The organism is Micromonospora phytophila (assembly GCF_023656545.1).
Taxonomy (GTDB): domain Bacteria; phylum Actinomycetota; class Actinomycetes; order Mycobacteriales; family Micromonosporaceae; genus Micromonospora; species Micromonospora phytophila.
On sequence record NZ_JAMOKF010000106.1, the window covers coordinates 1 to 15,259 of the forward strand.

Below are 15,259 nucleotides of genomic sequence, written 5' to 3' on the forward strand. Positions count from 1 at the left end.
CGGCGGGGTGGCGCAGAGCGGCGTGCTGGGCGGGCTGCTGGTCGGGCTCGCCGCGCTCGGCGCGGGCCGGCTCGGCCGGCGGGCGCTGCTGCCCGGGGCCTGTGTGCTCCTGCCCGTGCTGCTGGTATTCGGCGCCGGGCTGGTCGTACCCCTCTGGGTGCCCCGCTACCTGGTCTTCACCGTGCCCTTCGGCTGCCTGCTCGCCGGGGCGGCGCTGGCCGCGGTTGCGGTGCCGGCCGCGCTGGCCGTGCTTGCGCTGGCCGGCCTGCTCGGCCTGCCCGATCAGCAGGCGCTGCGGCGCAGCCACGGCTGGCCGCCCAGCGCCACGGTCGACTACCGGGGCGCGGCGCGGACGATCGCCGCCGGGCAGCAGCCGGGCGACGCGGTCGTCTACTCGCCCCGGGGCGGCTGGCTCTTCCTCGACCTCGGGGTGGCGTACCACCTCGACGGAGGCCGGCCGCGGGACGTCCTGGTGGTACGCGACCAGCGGCAGCGCGCGGACCTCTGGGCCACCGAGTGCGCCCGACCCGCCGAGTGCCTGACCGGCGTACGGCGGGTGTGGCTGGTGGTGGCCGGCCGGCGGAACGACCCGCTGGCCGCGGTGCCGGGCGCCAAGGGGGACGCCCTGCGGGCCGGCTTCACCGTCGAGCAGGTGTGGCCGCGGCCCGGGGTGACCGTCGCGCTGCTCAGCCGGGCCGGCTGAGCAGCGCGGGAGTCAGCCGGGCTTGCGTTCGAGCAGGACGACCCGTACCCGGTCGAACCGCTGAACGTGCTTGACCAGGAACTTCTGGCGCAGCAGCGCCTCGCGTGCCGGCGGCAGGCCGGCCAGGCTGTCGTTGAGGTGACCCGTCTCGACCAGCCAGATCCGCTTGGTGTCGCCGAGGCAGCGGGCCGCCTCCTTGCACTCCCGGGCGGTCAGCCAGCCGGTCTCCCGGGCCGGGACCGCCACGAAGACATCCCGGGGCCGGAGCTGGTCGCGTAGCCCGTAGTCTGTGGCCTTGCGGGCCACGTCGCTGGAGCCGCCGAACCCGTCGTTGTAGGCGACCCCGTCGCCGGGCTTGACCTGCTGCCCGAGGTAGCGGACCGCGTCCAGGTACCGGGGCTGGCCGTCGGCCTCGTTGGATCGCACCTTCTCCTGCGCGGGCATCCCATGCCAGACCAGTGCGGGCAGCAGCACCAGCGCGCCGGCCAACCAGACCGCCGGCAGCCGGTCCCGGGTCAGCAGCCGCGCCGCCCGGCAGACGCCGAACGCCGCCAGCAGCGCCCAGGCCGGCACGGTGAAGAGGAAGTACCGGGCCAGGAAGAGGTGCAGCAGGCTGAAGGTGAGGTAGCCCGCGACCGGGGGCAGCACGGCCCAGAGGGCCAGCATCAGCGCGGCCGGCCGCCGCTCCGGGCCGGCCGTCGCCACCGCGACCACGGCGAGCACCGCCGCCACCACCAAAGCGGTCATCGTGCCGGTCAGGTTCTCCAGGAAGCGCAGGACGGCGTCCCCGTCGTTCTCCACCCAGGAGATCTGGCCGGACTGCCGGCTGCCGAGCACCAACAGCGGCAGGATGAACAGTCCGGAGATTCCGGCGGTAGCGGCCCACCGCCAGCGCGGCTCCTCGCCGGGGACGCCCCGCCACAGGTAGAGCAGGTGTGCGGCCACCACCAGCAACGCGACGAAGTGCAGCCACCCGACCAGCACCAGCATGATCCCGTACGCCCACCAGCGCGGCCGGGACGGCCGGTCGACCGCGCGGAGGAAGAGCCAGGTCGCCGCCACCGCCGCCAGGGTGACCAGGGCGTACGAGCGGGCCTCCTGGGCGTACCGGGAGACGGTGGGCAGTAGGGCGAAGAGGAGCCCGGCGAGCAGCCCGACCGGAGTGTCGAAGAGGCGCCGCCCGATCAGCGTGACCAGCCCGGCGGTGAGCCCGATCGCGACCACCGAGGGCAGTCGCAGCGCCACCGTGGAGTCACCGGTCAGGGCGGTGAGCACCGACATGATCACGTAGTAGAAAGCGTGGACGAGGTCGATGTTGCCGATCAGCATCCGGAACTGGTCAGCCGAGAGCGAGGTGGCGTGCCAGGTGACCAGCTCGTCGTTCCACATGTCCCGGGCGTCGAGCCGCCACCAGCCGACGCCCAGCGCGACGACGGCCGGCAGCAGGGCCCACCAGCCGTCCCGGCGGCGGGCCACCGTGGGGGTGGCGGCCGCGATGATGGTCGCCGGGTTGTCCTGCCCGGTCCACTGGATTGCCGGCGCGGTCACTTCACGGTCCTGACGTCGAAGCCGAAGACGGCCTTGGCGGCGGCCCGGTTGAACGACCGCAGCGCGGCCCGGTCCTGGTCGATGTTCCACTTGCCGGAGCCGTTGATGTTGAAGTAGGCGACGCCGATGAAGTCCTTGCGGCGCGCCACGTTGGAGAGCAGGTCGGTGATCTGCGCGGGCCGGCGGGAGGAGGGCTCGGCGCCCGTCTCCACGATCAGCAACGGCCGGCGGGTGAAGGTGCGGATCTCCTTGATGGTCGGGCCGAACAGGTCCTGGAAGGTCTTCTGCCCGCGGACCGTGTAGTAGCCGTCCATGCCCACCCAGTCGACGTACGCGTCGCCCGGGTAGAGCGCCTTGATGCTGACCTTGCGCAGGTAGTTGATGACGTTGGGGGTCCAGGTCCAGATCACATTGGTGGCGCCCTGCTGGGCGAAGAGCTCGTGCAGGTGCCGCCAGGCCGCCACGTACTCGGCAGCGGTGTTCTGCTTCGTTCCCCAGGAGTACCAGTGGCCGTTCATCTCGTGGGCGAAGGTCAGCGCGATCGGCAGGTTCAGCGTCCGGACGGCGGTCGCGAACTCCTTGACGTACGCGTCGTGCTTCCCGGCGGCGATGTCGCGCAGCGGAACGTCGTACGGTTCCCAGCGGATCACGGCCAGGGCGCCGTACTGGTGCAGCTCGCGCACCTCGCTGGCGGCGAACTTGTCGTCGAAGCTCTCGAAGACCGCCACCAGGTTCGGGTTCTTGCCGGTCTCGCTGGCGAACGCACGAATCCGGTCCAGCTCCGCGCCGCCCTGCACCGTCACGCCGAGGTACTTGCCCTTCGGCGACTTCAGCGCCGTGACGTCGTACGCCGGCGGCACCTCCTCGCCGCCGGCGGGTGCGCCGGCCGGACCGGCAACGGCGCCAGAGCTGACCTTGAGGTCCGTCCTGCGCAGCACGGCAACCTCGGTGAAGGCCAACGCGAAGACCACCAGGAAGGTGACCAGGTACTTCGTCCTCACCGCACGACCTCGACGTCCTTCTCAGGGTTGACCAGCAGCGCCTGCCCGACGATGGCCAGGTAGAAGACCGCGCTGAGGAAGGCCGGGGCGAAGACCAAGGGGTCCGGCTCGACCAGCATCCGCCACGCGGCGACGCCGGCCCAGACCAGCCCGCTGCCGCCCGTCCAGACCCTCATCCCGGTCCAGAGTCGCTTGGTCTTGCTCTTCTTGGCGGTGCCGCCGGTGGGCTGCCAGCCCATCCGCCGGCCGCGGATGATGTCGATGATGGCGAAGGCGTGCGCCCAGCCGTAGATCATTTTGACCGTCCAGCTCTCCAGGCCGTAGCGGTTCCGGTGCCAGACCGGGAAGATGATCAGGTTGTAGATGACGCTGGGCACGATGAGCAGGTAGTTCGCCAGCGCGATCTGGTCCGCGAACGCGGTGAGCATCAGCACCGGGATGATCGGCGCGACGAAGGTGAAGAGCCCGGTGTGCAGGTAGTAGCAGAAGCCGGAGATGTAGCTCAGCCGGGCCCGCCAGCGCAGCTTGGTGGACCAGAACTTCTTCGAGCCGAGCAGGCTCATCGAGCCGGCGCACCAGCGGTACTGCTGGGTGAAGAAGGAGTCCACGTCGGCCGGGCAGAGCCCGGCGGCCAGCACGACCGGGATGTAGCGCAGGTTCCAGCCCTTCATCCGCAGGTCGAAGCCGGTGTGCACGTCCTCGGAGTGCTCGATGAGGGTGGACCCGCCGATGGAGAAGAGCGCGTCCCGCCGGTAGATCGCACAACTGCCGACGCAGATCGCCGAGTCGTGCGCCTGCCGGGAGACCTGCACCGACCGGTAGAACAGCTCCTGCACCGCCCCGGCGCCCCGCTCGACCCAGGTCTGCCCCATGTGCACCCGGAAGTACTGCGGCGACTGCACGATGCCGGCCTTGGGCTCGGCGTCGAACCAGGGCAGCATCTGGTCGAGCATGTCCTTGCGCGGCACGAAGTCGGCGTCGAGGACCAGGATGAAGTCGCTCATCGTGCGCTCGAAGGCGTAGCGCATGTTGCCGGCCTTCTTGTACCAGCCCCGGTTCGGCCGACGCTGGTAGACGAAGCCGAAGGCGAGCGCCATCCGCTCCATCACCTCGTTGGGCGAGTCGTCCAGCACGTAGACGGTGACGGCCCCCCGGTAGTGCCGGCCCATCGCCCGGACGTGCTCCCAGGTGTTGCGCAGTACGTGCGGCGGCTCACCGCAGACCGGCAGGAAGACGTCCACCGTCGGGTACCGGGACGGCTTCCAGGTGCGCACCAGTTCCTGGTGCCGGGCCATGTCGAAGCCGGGCGTGAAGAGGTTCACGCAGAGCGAGATGACGTAGTAGACGACCGTGAAGAAGAGCAGCGGGAAGAGCAGCCAGAGCCAGGGGGTGAGCCGGACGAAGAGCAGCTGGCTGGTGATCAGGCAGCCGAAGCTGACCAGCGACGGCAGCATCAGCGCGGCCATCCGCCGCTTGCGGTAGGAGACGAGTTCCTCGTCGGTGGGGGGCAGGGGCACCGGGGCGTACGCGGGGCGGGTCGGTCTCTCACCGGCGCGCCGCGGGGTCCACTTCGACAGCTGTGTCGGCACCCGGAACTCAGCGGTCGGCCCCGACGGGGCCGGCACCGCCGGATCCGGCGCGGCGTCCGGTTCGGTCACCGGTGGTGAGGTCATCGCTTCCGTCTCCCCCGCTCGTCAAGCAGCAGGCCCCCGGCAGAGCGGGCGGGCTGTCGCCGATCGCGTCCAGGAAGCCGGGCACGGGCTGACCGTGTCTGCTTGATGGTTGAAAGAGAAAGCTATTCAGTCGCTTTGATGGTGTCAATGCGCTGAAATCCCACAAAAACCGCATCGTGCATCGGACCACACCGTCGATCGCCTCACATCCGGCTGAACGGCCGGGGTGACCCGGCCCGGAGAGGGGATGAAGAACCGGTGGTCATGCCCTGGCCAGCGGAACCACCAGCACCGCCTCGGTGCCTCCGGCCGCGCCCTGACGCAGCTCGATCGTGCCGCGCAGCTCCCCGGTGACCAGCGCACGGACGATCTGGAGGCCCAGCCGCCCGCTCCGGTCGGCGTCGAACTCGGCCGGCAGGCCCCGCCCGTTGTCGGTCACCGAGACGTGCAACTGCTTGCGGAACCGGTGCGCCGACACCACCACCTGGGGCGCGGCGCCGCCGTCCGCGACGGGCGCGGCGCCGTCCTCGCCGGCTGGCGGGAAGCCGTGCTCCACTGCGTTGAGCAGCAGTTCATTGAGGACCATCACCAGCGAGGTGGCGATCTCGGCGGGAAGCACCCCGAAGCTGCCCTTGCGCCGCATCCCGACCGTCGACTCGGTCGCCGCCACCTCGGTCGCCGCGCTGGCCACCCGGTCGACGATGCCGTCGAACTCGACCGCCTCGTCGCTGGACATGGAGAGCGTCTCGTGCACCAGGGCGATGGAGGCGACCCGGCGTACCGACTCCTCCAGGGCGACCCTGGCCTCCGGCATGGAAACCCGGCGGGCCTGGAGGCGCAGCAGCGCGGCCACGGTCTGGAGGTTGTTCTTCACCCGGTGGTGGATCTCCCGGATGGTGGCGTCCTTGGTCATCAGGGCGCGGTCGCGGCGGCGTACCTCGGTGATGTCGCGGACCAGCACCAGCGCGCCGATCGGCACCCCGGCGGGCATCAGCGGCAGCGCCCGGGTGAGCATGGTCGCGCCCCGCGCGTCGATTTCCCGGCGCGGCGGCGCCTCGCCGCGCAGCGCGGCGAGGATGCCGTTCGCGGCGTCCGTCCCCTCCAGCGGGTCGCCGGCCAGCCGGCGGTGCAGCGCCGCCAGGTCCTCGCCCACCAGGTGGGAGGCGTAACCCAGCCGCCGGTACGCCGACTGCGCGTTCGGGCTGGCGTAGGTGACCTTGCCACCGGCGTCCAGCCGGACCAGGCCGTCGCCGACGCGGGGGGCGGACGTGGTCTCCCCCGGGTGCCGGGGCGGCGGGAAGGTGCCGTCGGCGATCATCTGGGCCAGGTCGTCGGCGGTGGTGAGGTAGTTCAGCTCCAGCTGACTCGGGGTGCGCGCGGTGGAGAGGTTGGTGTCCCGGCCCACCACGGCCACCACCTCGCCGGCCTCGCCGTCGGCGGTACGCAGCCGGACCGGGATCGCCTCGTGGCGGGCCGGGACGTCGCCGTACCAGACGGGGTCGCCCTCGCGCCAGATCCGGCCCTGCCGGTAGGCCACCTCCAGGTGGGCCACCTCCGGCCCGCCGACGATCCGCCCCACCTGGTCGTCCTGGTAGGCGGTGGGAGCGGTGGTCGGCCGGACCTGGGCGACGCAGAGGAACGTCCCGTCGCCGTCGACCGGCACCCAGAGCAGCAGGTCGGCGAAGGACAGGTCGGAGAGCAACTGCCAGTCACCGGCGATCCGGTGCAGGTGGTCGATGTCGGCCGGACGGAGTTCGGTGTGCTCCTCGGCGAGGTCGCGCAGCGTGGACACGGTGACCAGCGTGCCACGCCGCGCCTCACATCGTCGCGGTGACCTTCTTGAGCCCGCGCGGTGCGTCCGGGTCCTCGCCCCGAGCCAGCGCCAACGCCAGCGCGAGGCGCTGCAGGGGCAGGATGTCCAGCAGCGGGGCGTACCGCTCGTCGACCTCGGGGACGGCCATCCGGGTGGCGCCCTCGACGTCGGCGGAGCCGACCACCACCACGTCGGCGCGGCGTTCGCCGAGCCGGGGCAGCACCTCGCCCATCGACCGGCCGCCCGGCCCGGAGCCGACCACGGCGAGCACCGGCACGTCGGGGTCGGTCATCGCGAGGGGGCCGTGCAGCAGGTCCGCGCCGGAGAACGCCAGCGCGGGCAGGTAGGAGGTCTCCATCAGCTTCAGCGCCGCCTCCCGCGCGGTCGGGTACGCGTACCCGCGGCCGGTGGTGACCAGCTGGGCGGCGAAGCGGTAGCGCGGGGCGAGCTGGGCCGGGGTGGTGTCGGCCAGGGTGCGCGCGGCCAGCTCGGGCAGCGCCTCCAGCGCCGCCCGCTCGTCGGCGGGGAGCACGCCGTCACCGGCGCGGACACCCTCGAGGAGCATCAGCAGGGCGAGCAGCTCGGCGGTGTACGTCTTGGTGGCCGCCACCGCCCGCTCGTGCCCGGCGGCGATGTCGACGCTGAGCTCGGCGACGCCGGCCAGCGGCGAGTCGGGCGCGTTGGTGACGGCGAGGGTGAGTGCTCCGGAGGTGCGGGCCGCCCGGAGCACCTCGGCGAGATCCGGCGAGCCGCCGCTCTGGCTGACCCCGACGACCAGCGCGTCGGAGAGGTCCGGCCGGGCGCCGTAGACGGTGACGGCGCTCGGCGAGGCGAGCCCGGCGGGCAGGCCGAGCCGGATCTCGGTGAGGTACGCGCCGTAGAGGGCGGCGTGGTCGGAGGTGCCCCGGGCGGTGAAGACCACGTGCCGGGGCCGGCGCTCGGCGATGACGGCCGCCACCCGGGCGATCGCCCCGGCGTGTTCGGCGGAGAGCAGCCGGGCGTAGCCAGCCGGCTGCTCGTCGATGTCGGCGGCCATGCCGGCTCCTGCACGCGTCACGGAAGCTCCTCCCACTGCGCGATTGCCGCGCGTTTCCTGCTCAGTCTTGCATCTTTGATCTGGCCTGGGCAACGTAACGATCAACATCGCGCAGTAGATCACCACGTCCGTTCAACATCACCTAGGCTTGCCCGACCTCACCGAGCAGCGACGAGCGAGAGGACGACGTGGCCGAGGACGACCGGGCGCTGCCCGCCGCGGAGGAACTGGCCCTGGCCCGACTGGCCCTGGACTCCGGCGACCTGGAGCACGCCGCCGGCCATGTCGCCGCCGCGCTGACCCAGGCCCCGACCCTGCCCGAGGTGCACGAGACCCTGGCCCGGGTCGGCGCCGCCGGCGGGGACCGCGCGGTCGAGTTGTTCCCGCTGCACCACCACGCCTTCGTCGGCAACGTGGTCGCCCGCGCCCACCTGCTCGCCGCCGCCGGACGCCCTGCGGAGGGGCTGGACCTGCTGGTCGCCGCGACCGGCCACGCGCCGGGCACGGACTGGGCCGGCGTGCCCTGGGTGACCGCGCCCGAGCTCGCCGAACGCCTCTTCCCGGACCGGACCGCCCGGATCCTCATGCAGGTCTGCGCCGCCGTGCCCGACCCGGTGCCCCGCGCCGGCCGGGCGGCGCTGACGCCCTACCTGTCGCTGGCCCGCAACGCGGTCGCCGTCCACCCCGAGCACGCGCTGCTGCTGGGCGCGGCGTCCGCGCTGGCCCGGCGCCTCGGCGAGGTCGCGCTGGCGATCCGCTGGGCCGCCCGGGGCGTACGCGCGGAGCCGTCGAAGCTCGGCGAGGTGTGGCTCGGGTACGCCTACCGCAGCGGCGGCCGGACCCGGGAGGCGCTCGCCGCGCTCGGCCGCGCCGTCGAACACGACCCCGACGACCTGGCGGTCTACGCCGACATCGCCGGCACCCTCGCCGACCACGGGCGGCTCGACGAGGCGCTGGAGTGGATCGACCGGGCGCTGGCCCGGGATCCCTCCTTCGACTGCGCCGTGCACACCGCCCACCGGCTGCGGCACCAGCGCGACGGCGACGTGGCGCACCTGGTCGCGCTCGCCGACTTCGTCCGCGACCACCCCGACGACACCCACGAGCACGGCGACCTGGCCGAGTGCTGCCGGAGCCGCCCGTGGCTGGGACAGGTCACCCCGGCCGGCGGGGCGGTGGTCGAGGCGCTGCGCCGGGCCGTCGTCGACGACCTGGGTGGTGTGGGCGCCGCCGTACGGCTGGACGCGCCAGCGCCGCCGAGCGCGATGCGTACCGTCGAGGTCGCCGCGCCGGGGCTGCGGATCGAGGTGGCGGACGTGGGCGACCCGGACCCGCGCGAACCGCGCCGGGCGACCACCCGGCAGCTCTGGCGCTACGACGGCACGACGGCCGTTCCCGCGGTGCCGGCGCCCTCGCCGGAGGCGGCCGAGCGGGTGCGGCAGGTCGCCCACCCGGCCTGGCCGCACCCGCCGGCGGCGTACGACGCGGCGGTCGGTCTGGCCACCCTGGACCTGGCCGACCTGCTCGGCCTGCTGGTGCACCCGCCGCAGGCGCCGTCCACCCCGCTGGGCCGGGTGCTGGGCGGGCAGGACCCGTCGCTCTGGGTGCGCTGCGTCCAGGTCTGGGCCTGCCTGGGCATCCTGCACCACCGCACCGACGAGCCGTGGACCGCCTCGACCCGGCGGCGGGTGCTGCTGGACCTGGTGTGGGGCGTCGAGGACTGGGTCACCGAGGCGGCGTTGTTCGCCCTGGTCACCGCCGCCTGGGTCGACCCGGCCGTCCGCCCGGACGTGGCCGGGGTGGTGGCCGAACGGCTGGCCGACGCGGCGGCGGTCGCCCGGGTCCGCGCGGTGCCGATCGCGGTCTCCCTGGCCCACCTGGCCCTGGCCACCCCGGCGCTGGACCCGGAGACGGCCGCCCTCGCCGTGTCGCTGACCCGGCCGCCCGCGGTCGACCGGCCGAGTGCCCTGCGCCGCCTCTGGCGCGTCGTGGGCACCCTGTTCCGCCGCTGAACCACCCGAGCCTGCCGGGCCTGCCCCAAGCGGCCGCACGCCACACCGGCCCGCGGAGACGCTTCACACGCCGGGCCGGGGCGCGGAGACCCTTCCAGGCCGGACCGGCCCCGCGGGGTGTCACCCGCGGTCGGGGAGCGGCTCCGGATACGCCGACGTGGCGGGTTCCCGGAGGCCGGGAGCCCGCCACGTCGGCGCCAGGAAGTCCGTCGAGTCTGCCGCCCGGCCGACCCGACGGCTCCCATCAGGGGGTCGGGGCCTTGGCGAGGGCGGTCTCGGCCTGCTCCTCGGGCGTGGCCTGCGCGGGCGGCTCGTTGGCGGTGCGCAGCGGGATCTCCCGGATGAACCAGGCGAGCACCGGCACCGCGACGGTAAAGAGCACCGCCCACCAGAAGACGTGCGAGATGGCGTCGGCGAGTCCGCCGAGCACCAACTCCCGGGCCTGCGCCGGCAGGTCCTTCAGCTTCTCCAGGTCCATCGCGCCGCCGGCCTCGCCGCCGCCTGCGAAGGAGCCACCGGCCGGCGAGTCGGACAGCCGGTTGGCGAAGATCGCACCGAACAGGGAGATGCCGAACGAGCCACCGATGGAGCGGAAGAAGGTGGCCGCGCCGCTCGCCGCGCCCAGGTCCTTCTGCTCGACGCTGTTCTGCGCGATCAGCATCGAGGTCTGCATGAGGAAGCCCATGCCGACGCCGAGCACGACCATGTAGAGCGACGACTCGGCCTTGCCGGTGTCGACGTCCAGCAGGGTCAGCAGCGCCAGACCGACGGTCATCACCACGCCGCCGACGATCGGGTAGATCCGGTACCGCCCGGTCCTGGTGATCGCCCGGCCGACGACCAGCGAGACCACCAGCATGCCGAACATCAGCGGAAGCAGCAGCAGGCCGGAGTTCGTGGCCGAGGCGCCCTGCACGGTCTGCTGGTAGAGCGGCAGGAAGTTCATCGCGCCGAACATGGCGAAGCCGAGCAGGAAACCGATCACCGAGATCAGCGCGAAGTTGCGGTTGGCGAAGAGGCCCAGCGGCAGGATGGGCTCGGCGGCCCGCCGCTCGACGAAGCCGAAGACCGCCAGGCTGACCACGGCGAGGGCGGTGAGCCCGAGGATCTGCGGGGAGACCCAGTCGTAGGAGTTGCCGCCCCAGGTGGTGACGAGCACGATCGCGGTGATGCCGACCGAGAGCAGCGCGGCGCCGAGCCAGTCGATCCGGTGCTCGGTGCGGTGCTTCGGCAGGTGCAGGGTCGCGATCAGCAGCACCAGCGCGATCCCGCCCAGCGGCAGGTTGACGTAGAACGCCCAACGCCAGGAGAGGTTGTCGGTGATGAAGCCACCGACCAACGGGCCGGCCACCATGGCGATGGCCATGATGCCGGCGATCATGCCCTGGTAGCGCCCCCGCTCCCGGGGCGGGACCAGGTCGCCGATGATCGCCATCACGCCGACCATCAGGCCGCCGGCGCCGAGGCCCTGGACGGCGCGGAAGGCGATCAGCTCGACCATGCCGTCGTCCGGGCCGCCGAGCAGGCCGGAGCCGGCCATGCCGCAGAGCGCGGAGCCGATCAGGAAGACGACCACCGAGGTGAGGAAGACCGACTTGCGGCCGTAGAGGTCGCCAAGCTTGCCCCAGATCGGGGTGGAGACCGTCGTGCCCAGCACGTACGCGGTGACCACCCAGGTGAAGTGGTCCAGCCCGCCGAACTCGCCCACGATCCGCGGCAACGCGGTGCTGACGATCATGTTGTCGAGCATCGCCAGCATCATGGCGATCATCAGGCCGAAGAGCACGACCCGGACGTTGGGTCGGGCCACAGCCGCCTGGCTTGCCTGGGTCATGGGTAAGCTCCCCCGAGAGATGACGTACTTACTTGCCGGCCGGCTAGTTACCTTACTAGCCGCACGGTAAGTTGGGCAGCGGAGCCGGTCAAGCGAGTTGGGTGGTAACGGTGAGGGAGAGCACAGGCGGCACGCGGGAACGCATCAAGGCCGTTGCGCTGGAGCTCTTCAGCGAGCAGGGGTACGAGAAGACCTCGCTACGGGAGATCGCCGAACGGCTGAATGTGACGAAGGCCGCCCTCTACTACCACTTCAAGAGCAAGGACGAGATCGTCACCAGCTTCGTCGAGGACCGGCTGGAGCGGATGGACGAACTGATCGCCTGGGCCGAGTCGCAGCCAGCCACCGCGGCCACCCGCCGCGCCGTCATCGGCCGGTACGCCGACACGATGTTCACCAGCGAACAGCCCTCGGTGATGCGCTTCTTCGAGCAGAACCAGACGGCGCTGAAGAACCTCGCCGCCGGGCAGCAGATGCGTGGCCGGATGCTGCGGCTGGCCGACGTGCTGCGTCGGGACGACAGCTCGCCGGCGGCCCAGCTGCGCGCCGCGCTGGCGCTCTTCGCCGTGCACAGCAGCTGGTTCGCCGTCCGCACCCCGGACATCACCGACGCGGAGCGGAAGAAGATCGCCCTGCAGGTGGCCGACGAGCTGCTCGCCGCCATCGGCACGGAGCCCGAACCGACGCGCCCCGCCTGACCGGCGGCCGGCGAGGCTCGGATCAGGCGCGGGTGAGGTCCAGCCGGAGGCCGAGCAGGTCCACCCCGGGCAGGGGCGACCAGTCCTTCTCGGGCAGCCGGACGAATCCCCGCCGCTGGTAGAGCCGCTGCGCCGAGGTGGCGAAGCCGCTGCGGACGCAGATCACCACGGCGGAGCAGTCCCGTTCCGTCGCCCGGGACACGCAGGCGTCCACCAGGGCCGCGCCGACGCCCCGGCCCTGGGCGGCCGGGTCCACGGCCAGCATCCGGAACTCCGCCTCGCCGGGACCGGACAGCTCGGCGTACCGGCTGCCCGGCAGCACGAAGGTCACCGAGCCGAGCACCTCACCGGTGGCCGCGTCGACGGCGATCAGCACCTCGCCCTGCTCGGCCCGGCTGGTCACGTCGGCGAGCACGGCGGAGTAGCCGTGCTCGCCCTTGAGCTGCCCGTCCGCCTCGTACGCGGCGACCGTCAGCCGGGCCACCGCCGCGAAGTCGGCCGGGTCGGCGCGGCGGACCAGGAGGCCGGTCAATCGATCACCGCGATCAGGTCACCGTCCTGCACGACGTCGCCCTCGTTGACCGCGAGCTGCTTGACGACGCCGTCGGACTCGGCGACGACGGGGATCTCCATCTTCATCGACTCCAGGATCACCAGCGTGTCCCCCTCGGACACGGTGTCCCCGGCCGACGCGACGACCTTCCAGACGTTCGCCACCATCTCGGCGCGGATCTCCTCGGCCATCTCACGGCCCTCCCTCTCCGGTTGCCTGCCGACGTATCCAATCATGCGGGCGACCCGTGGGGGGCGTGGAGCGCCCCGCCGGCGCCGATGATCGACTCGGTGTCGGTGACATCGGGCCGTCCGGGACCGCGGGACAGCCCGACGGCACCGGTCCGGACCCGACCACCCGGGCGGACGGGGAAGGATCGGGAGAGGCGGCGGCGCCGCCGTCGTGCGCCCGACCGCCCCGGGAGACGACCACGGGTGCCGGCCGCACTAGCATCAGCGGGTCGGACCCCGGCGCCGGGAGGACCGGTGCGTGCACCGGCGCCGAGGTCGTGCGCAGGCGGATCCGACCATCACGAGGAGGTCACATGGCGAAGAAGGCCCGCAAGAAGAAGGCCCGGAAGAAGAGCGGCGCGAACCACGGCAAGCGCCCCAACTCCTGAGCGGCGGGCCGGACCGACGGTCCGGCGCCGATCAGTTCGCGACAGACCGGTGGCCCGGGTCGGAAGACCCGGGCCACCGGTCTGCGTGTAGGTGCCGACGCTCAGTCGGCGAGCTCCCGCGACTCGCTGCTCTCGAACACGACCAGCTCGGTGAGCCGGACCCGGAGCCGCTCGCGCAGCTCGTCGGGCGCCGTCTCGTTGCCGCAGCAGCGGGCCACCAGCGCCTTGACCTCCTGCTCGAGGCCGTACTCGCGCAGGCACGGCCCGCACTCGTCGAGGTGGTGCCGGATCAGCGTGCGCCGCTCCTCGGCGCACTCCAGATCCAGGTAGAGGTAGACCTCCGCGAGGACCTCGCGGCAGTCCGTCTCGTGCGGATCTCCACAGCTCACGTCACACCTCCCGGCCGGCGGCAGCGGTCGAGCCCTTCTTCGACGACGTGGGGGTGAACCCTCGCTCCGCCGCGTACTGCTCGAGCAGCTTGCGCAGATTACGTCGACCCCGGTGCAGCCGCGACATCACCGTGCCGATCGGCGTGCCCATGATGTCGGCGACCTCCTTGTAGGAGAAGCCCTCGACGTCGGTGAGGTAGACGGCCAGGCGGAACTCCTCCGGCAGCTGCTGGAGGGCCTCCTTGACGTCGCTGTCCGGCAGCCGGTCCAGCGCCTCGGTCTCGGCCGAGCGCAGCCCACTGGAGGTGTGCGACTCGGCCTCGGCGAGCTGCCAGTCGGTGATCTCTTCGGTCGGCGCCTGGATGGGCTGGCGCTGCCGCCGACGGTAGGAGTTGATGTAGGTGTTGGTCAGGATCCGGTAGAGCCAGGCCTTCAGGTTCGTGCCCTGCTCGAACTGGTGGAAGGCGGCGTACGCCTTCAGGTACGTCTCCTGGACCAGATCCTCGGCATCCGCCGGGTTGCGGGTCATCCGCAGCCCGGCAGCGTAGAGCTGATCGACGAATGGCATCGCGTCCCGCTCGAAGCGGGCCCTGCGCTCGTCCGTCTTCTCGGTGGTCAACCGCACATCCCCTCGCGTCGGATGCTTTCCCGCCGAGGATACGCGCACGGACCTGCCCACAGATTCACTTCCGGCGGGTGTGCTCGTGCTCACCGCGACCGCCCCGGCCGGCGGCACCGCCGCGGGCCATTCCGGGCCGCCCAGCAGCTGTCTCAGCTGCCGCGATCCCCGCTCGTCCCGTTCCCGGGCCTGCGTCTCGGTCGGCACCGGTCACCCCCCTCGCCAGAAATGTCGTCCGAGGGCTGTAACGCACGCCGACGGGCGGGACATTCCGGCTCCGACCCCCGTTCCTGGTCCCGGCCTCGGCGGGACCGACGCTGGGACGCCTCGGCGAAACCGACGCTGGGACCAGGAAGGGCCTGGGAGGACCGGTGCCGCCGCCCGAACCGGGCATCCGGCACCAACCGATGCAACGAACCGTCACCGCCGCCGGACACGGCCCGGCAGCACGGCCAGCCGCTCCCGCCACCCCCGTGTCCCGCCGCTCCGCCCGCACCGACGGGACGCCAGGGACGCCGACGACAGCCCGTCCGTGCGGGAACGCGGACACCCGGGACCCGCGGTCAGCCGCGCGCCCAACCCTGGCCGCGCAGCCAGTCGAGCACCACGGCGGCCGTGCCGGCCGGGTCCCGTCGCAGGTCGTGCCGCTCCCCCGGCCGGGTCACCACGCGCACCGCGGGCCCCTGCGCCGGCACCCCGAACGGGTCCCGGTCGCCGTTGACGACCAGGGTCGGCAGGCCGGTCGCCAGCTCCGCGGCCCG

General features: G+C 72.6%; 13 protein-coding genes and 2 pseudogenes. 4 read left to right on the forward strand and 11 right to left on the reverse strand.

Annotated elements, in window-relative coordinates; translation table 11 throughout:
• Window positions 1-703, forward strand: a pseudogene (locus NCC78_RS15095) (glycosyltransferase family 39 protein); the annotation flags it as partial.
• A gap of 12 nt (window positions 704-715) precedes the next feature.
• On the opposite strand, the gene NCC78_RS15100 reads toward NCC78_RS15095, so the two are convergent.
• The 5 genes from NCC78_RS15100 to NCC78_RS15120 all read right to left on the reverse strand — a co-directional run bounded on the left by NCC78_RS15100 (window position 716) and on the right by NCC78_RS15120 (window position 7,774).
• The gene (locus tag NCC78_RS15100) at window positions 716-2,251 is read right to left on the reverse strand and encodes a glycosyltransferase family 39 protein (RefSeq protein ID WP_250795165.1); all 1,536 of its coding nucleotides are present in this window, start codon (window positions 2,249-2,251) and stop codon (window positions 716-718) included.
• On the reverse strand, window positions 2,248-3,252 hold the full coding sequence (locus NCC78_RS15105; RefSeq protein WP_250795166.1) for a glycoside hydrolase family 26 protein: 1,005 nt from the start codon (window positions 3,250-3,252) through the stop codon (window positions 2,248-2,250). The genes NCC78_RS15100 and NCC78_RS15105 overlap by 4 nt, the downstream gene beginning before the upstream one ends.
• The gene (locus NCC78_RS15110) at window positions 3,249-4,925 is read right to left on the reverse strand and encodes a glycosyltransferase family 2 protein (protein WP_250795167.1); all 1,677 of its coding nucleotides are present in this window, start codon (window positions 4,923-4,925) and stop codon (window positions 3,249-3,251) included. The genes NCC78_RS15105 and NCC78_RS15110 overlap by 4 nt, the downstream gene beginning before the upstream one ends.
• Window positions 4,926-5,187: 262 nt before the next feature.
• Window positions 5,188-6,717 (reverse strand): sensor histidine kinase, encoded by a 1,530-nt coding sequence (locus tag NCC78_RS15115; protein WP_250795168.1) that lies wholly within the window; start codon window positions 6,715-6,717, stop codon window positions 5,188-5,190.
• Between the two features lie 25 nt (window positions 6,718-6,742).
• On the reverse strand, window positions 6,743-7,774 hold the full coding sequence (locus tag NCC78_RS15120; protein WP_250795175.1) for an SIS domain-containing protein: 1,032 nt from the start codon (window positions 7,772-7,774) through the stop codon (window positions 6,743-6,745).
• Window positions 7,775-7,962: 188 nt separating this feature from the next.
• Between NCC78_RS15120 and NCC78_RS15125 the strand changes: the two genes are divergently transcribed.
• Complete coding sequence (locus NCC78_RS15125) at window positions 7,963-9,786, forward strand: tetratricopeptide repeat protein (RefSeq protein WP_250795169.1); 1,824 nt, start codon at window positions 7,963-7,965, stop codon at window positions 9,784-9,786.
• A 244-nt stretch (window positions 9,787-10,030) separates the two neighbouring features.
• On the opposite strand, the gene NCC78_RS15130 is transcribed toward NCC78_RS15125, so the two are convergent.
• On the reverse strand, window positions 10,031-11,620 hold the full coding sequence (locus tag NCC78_RS15130) for an MDR family MFS transporter (protein WP_250795170.1): 1,590 nt from the start codon (window positions 11,618-11,620) through the stop codon (window positions 10,031-10,033).
• A gap of 110 nt (window positions 11,621-11,730) precedes the next feature.
• On the opposite strand from NCC78_RS15130, the gene NCC78_RS15135 reads away from it, so the two are divergent.
• The gene (locus NCC78_RS15135) at window positions 11,731-12,318 is read left to right on the forward strand and encodes a TetR/AcrR family transcriptional regulator (RefSeq protein ID WP_250795171.1); all 588 of its coding nucleotides are present in this window, start codon (window positions 11,731-11,733) and stop codon (window positions 12,316-12,318) included.
• 22 nt (window positions 12,319-12,340) lie between these two features.
• Here the strand turns inward: NCC78_RS15135 and NCC78_RS15140 are convergent, their stop codons facing one another.
• Both NCC78_RS15140 and NCC78_RS15145 read right to left on the reverse strand, forming a co-directional pair.
• Entirely contained in the window at window positions 12,341-12,850 is a 510-nt protein-coding gene (locus NCC78_RS15140) for a GNAT family N-acetyltransferase (protein ID WP_250795172.1), read from the reverse strand.
• The gene (locus tag NCC78_RS15145) at window positions 12,847-13,062 is read right to left on the reverse strand and encodes a biotin/lipoyl-binding carrier protein (RefSeq protein WP_088973021.1); all 216 of its coding nucleotides are present in this window, start codon (window positions 13,060-13,062) and stop codon (window positions 12,847-12,849) included. The genes NCC78_RS15140 and NCC78_RS15145 overlap by 4 nt, the downstream gene beginning before the upstream one ends.
• A 353-nt stretch (window positions 13,063-13,415) precedes the next feature.
• Here NCC78_RS15145 and NCC78_RS32535 point away from each other — a divergent pair, with 353 nt between their 5' ends.
• Window positions 13,416-13,490 carry a 50S ribosomal protein bL37 gene (locus NCC78_RS32535; RefSeq protein WP_369700219.1) on the forward strand — a complete coding sequence of 25 codons (75 nt, stop codon included), beginning with the start codon at window positions 13,416-13,418 and terminating at the stop codon, window positions 13,488-13,490.
• A 101-nt stretch (window positions 13,491-13,591) separates the two neighbouring features.
• Here the strand turns inward: NCC78_RS32535 and rsrA are convergent, their stop codons facing one another.
• The 3 genes and pseudogenes from rsrA to NCC78_RS15160 form a co-directional block, all read right to left on the reverse strand.
• Window positions 13,592-13,879, reverse strand: a complete 288-nt coding sequence (gene rsrA / locus NCC78_RS15150) for a mycothiol system anti-sigma-R factor (protein WP_250795173.1) — start codon at window positions 13,877-13,879, stop codon at window positions 13,592-13,594.
• 1 nt (window position 13,880) lies between these two features.
• Window positions 13,881-14,705, reverse strand: coding sequence for a sigma-70 family RNA polymerase sigma factor (locus NCC78_RS15155; protein ID WP_250795174.1), 825 nt, complete (start codon window positions 14,703-14,705; stop codon window positions 13,881-13,883).
• 356 nt (window positions 14,706-15,061) lie between these two features.
• Window positions 15,062-15,259, reverse strand: a pseudogene (locus tag NCC78_RS15160) (alpha/beta family hydrolase); the annotation flags it as partial.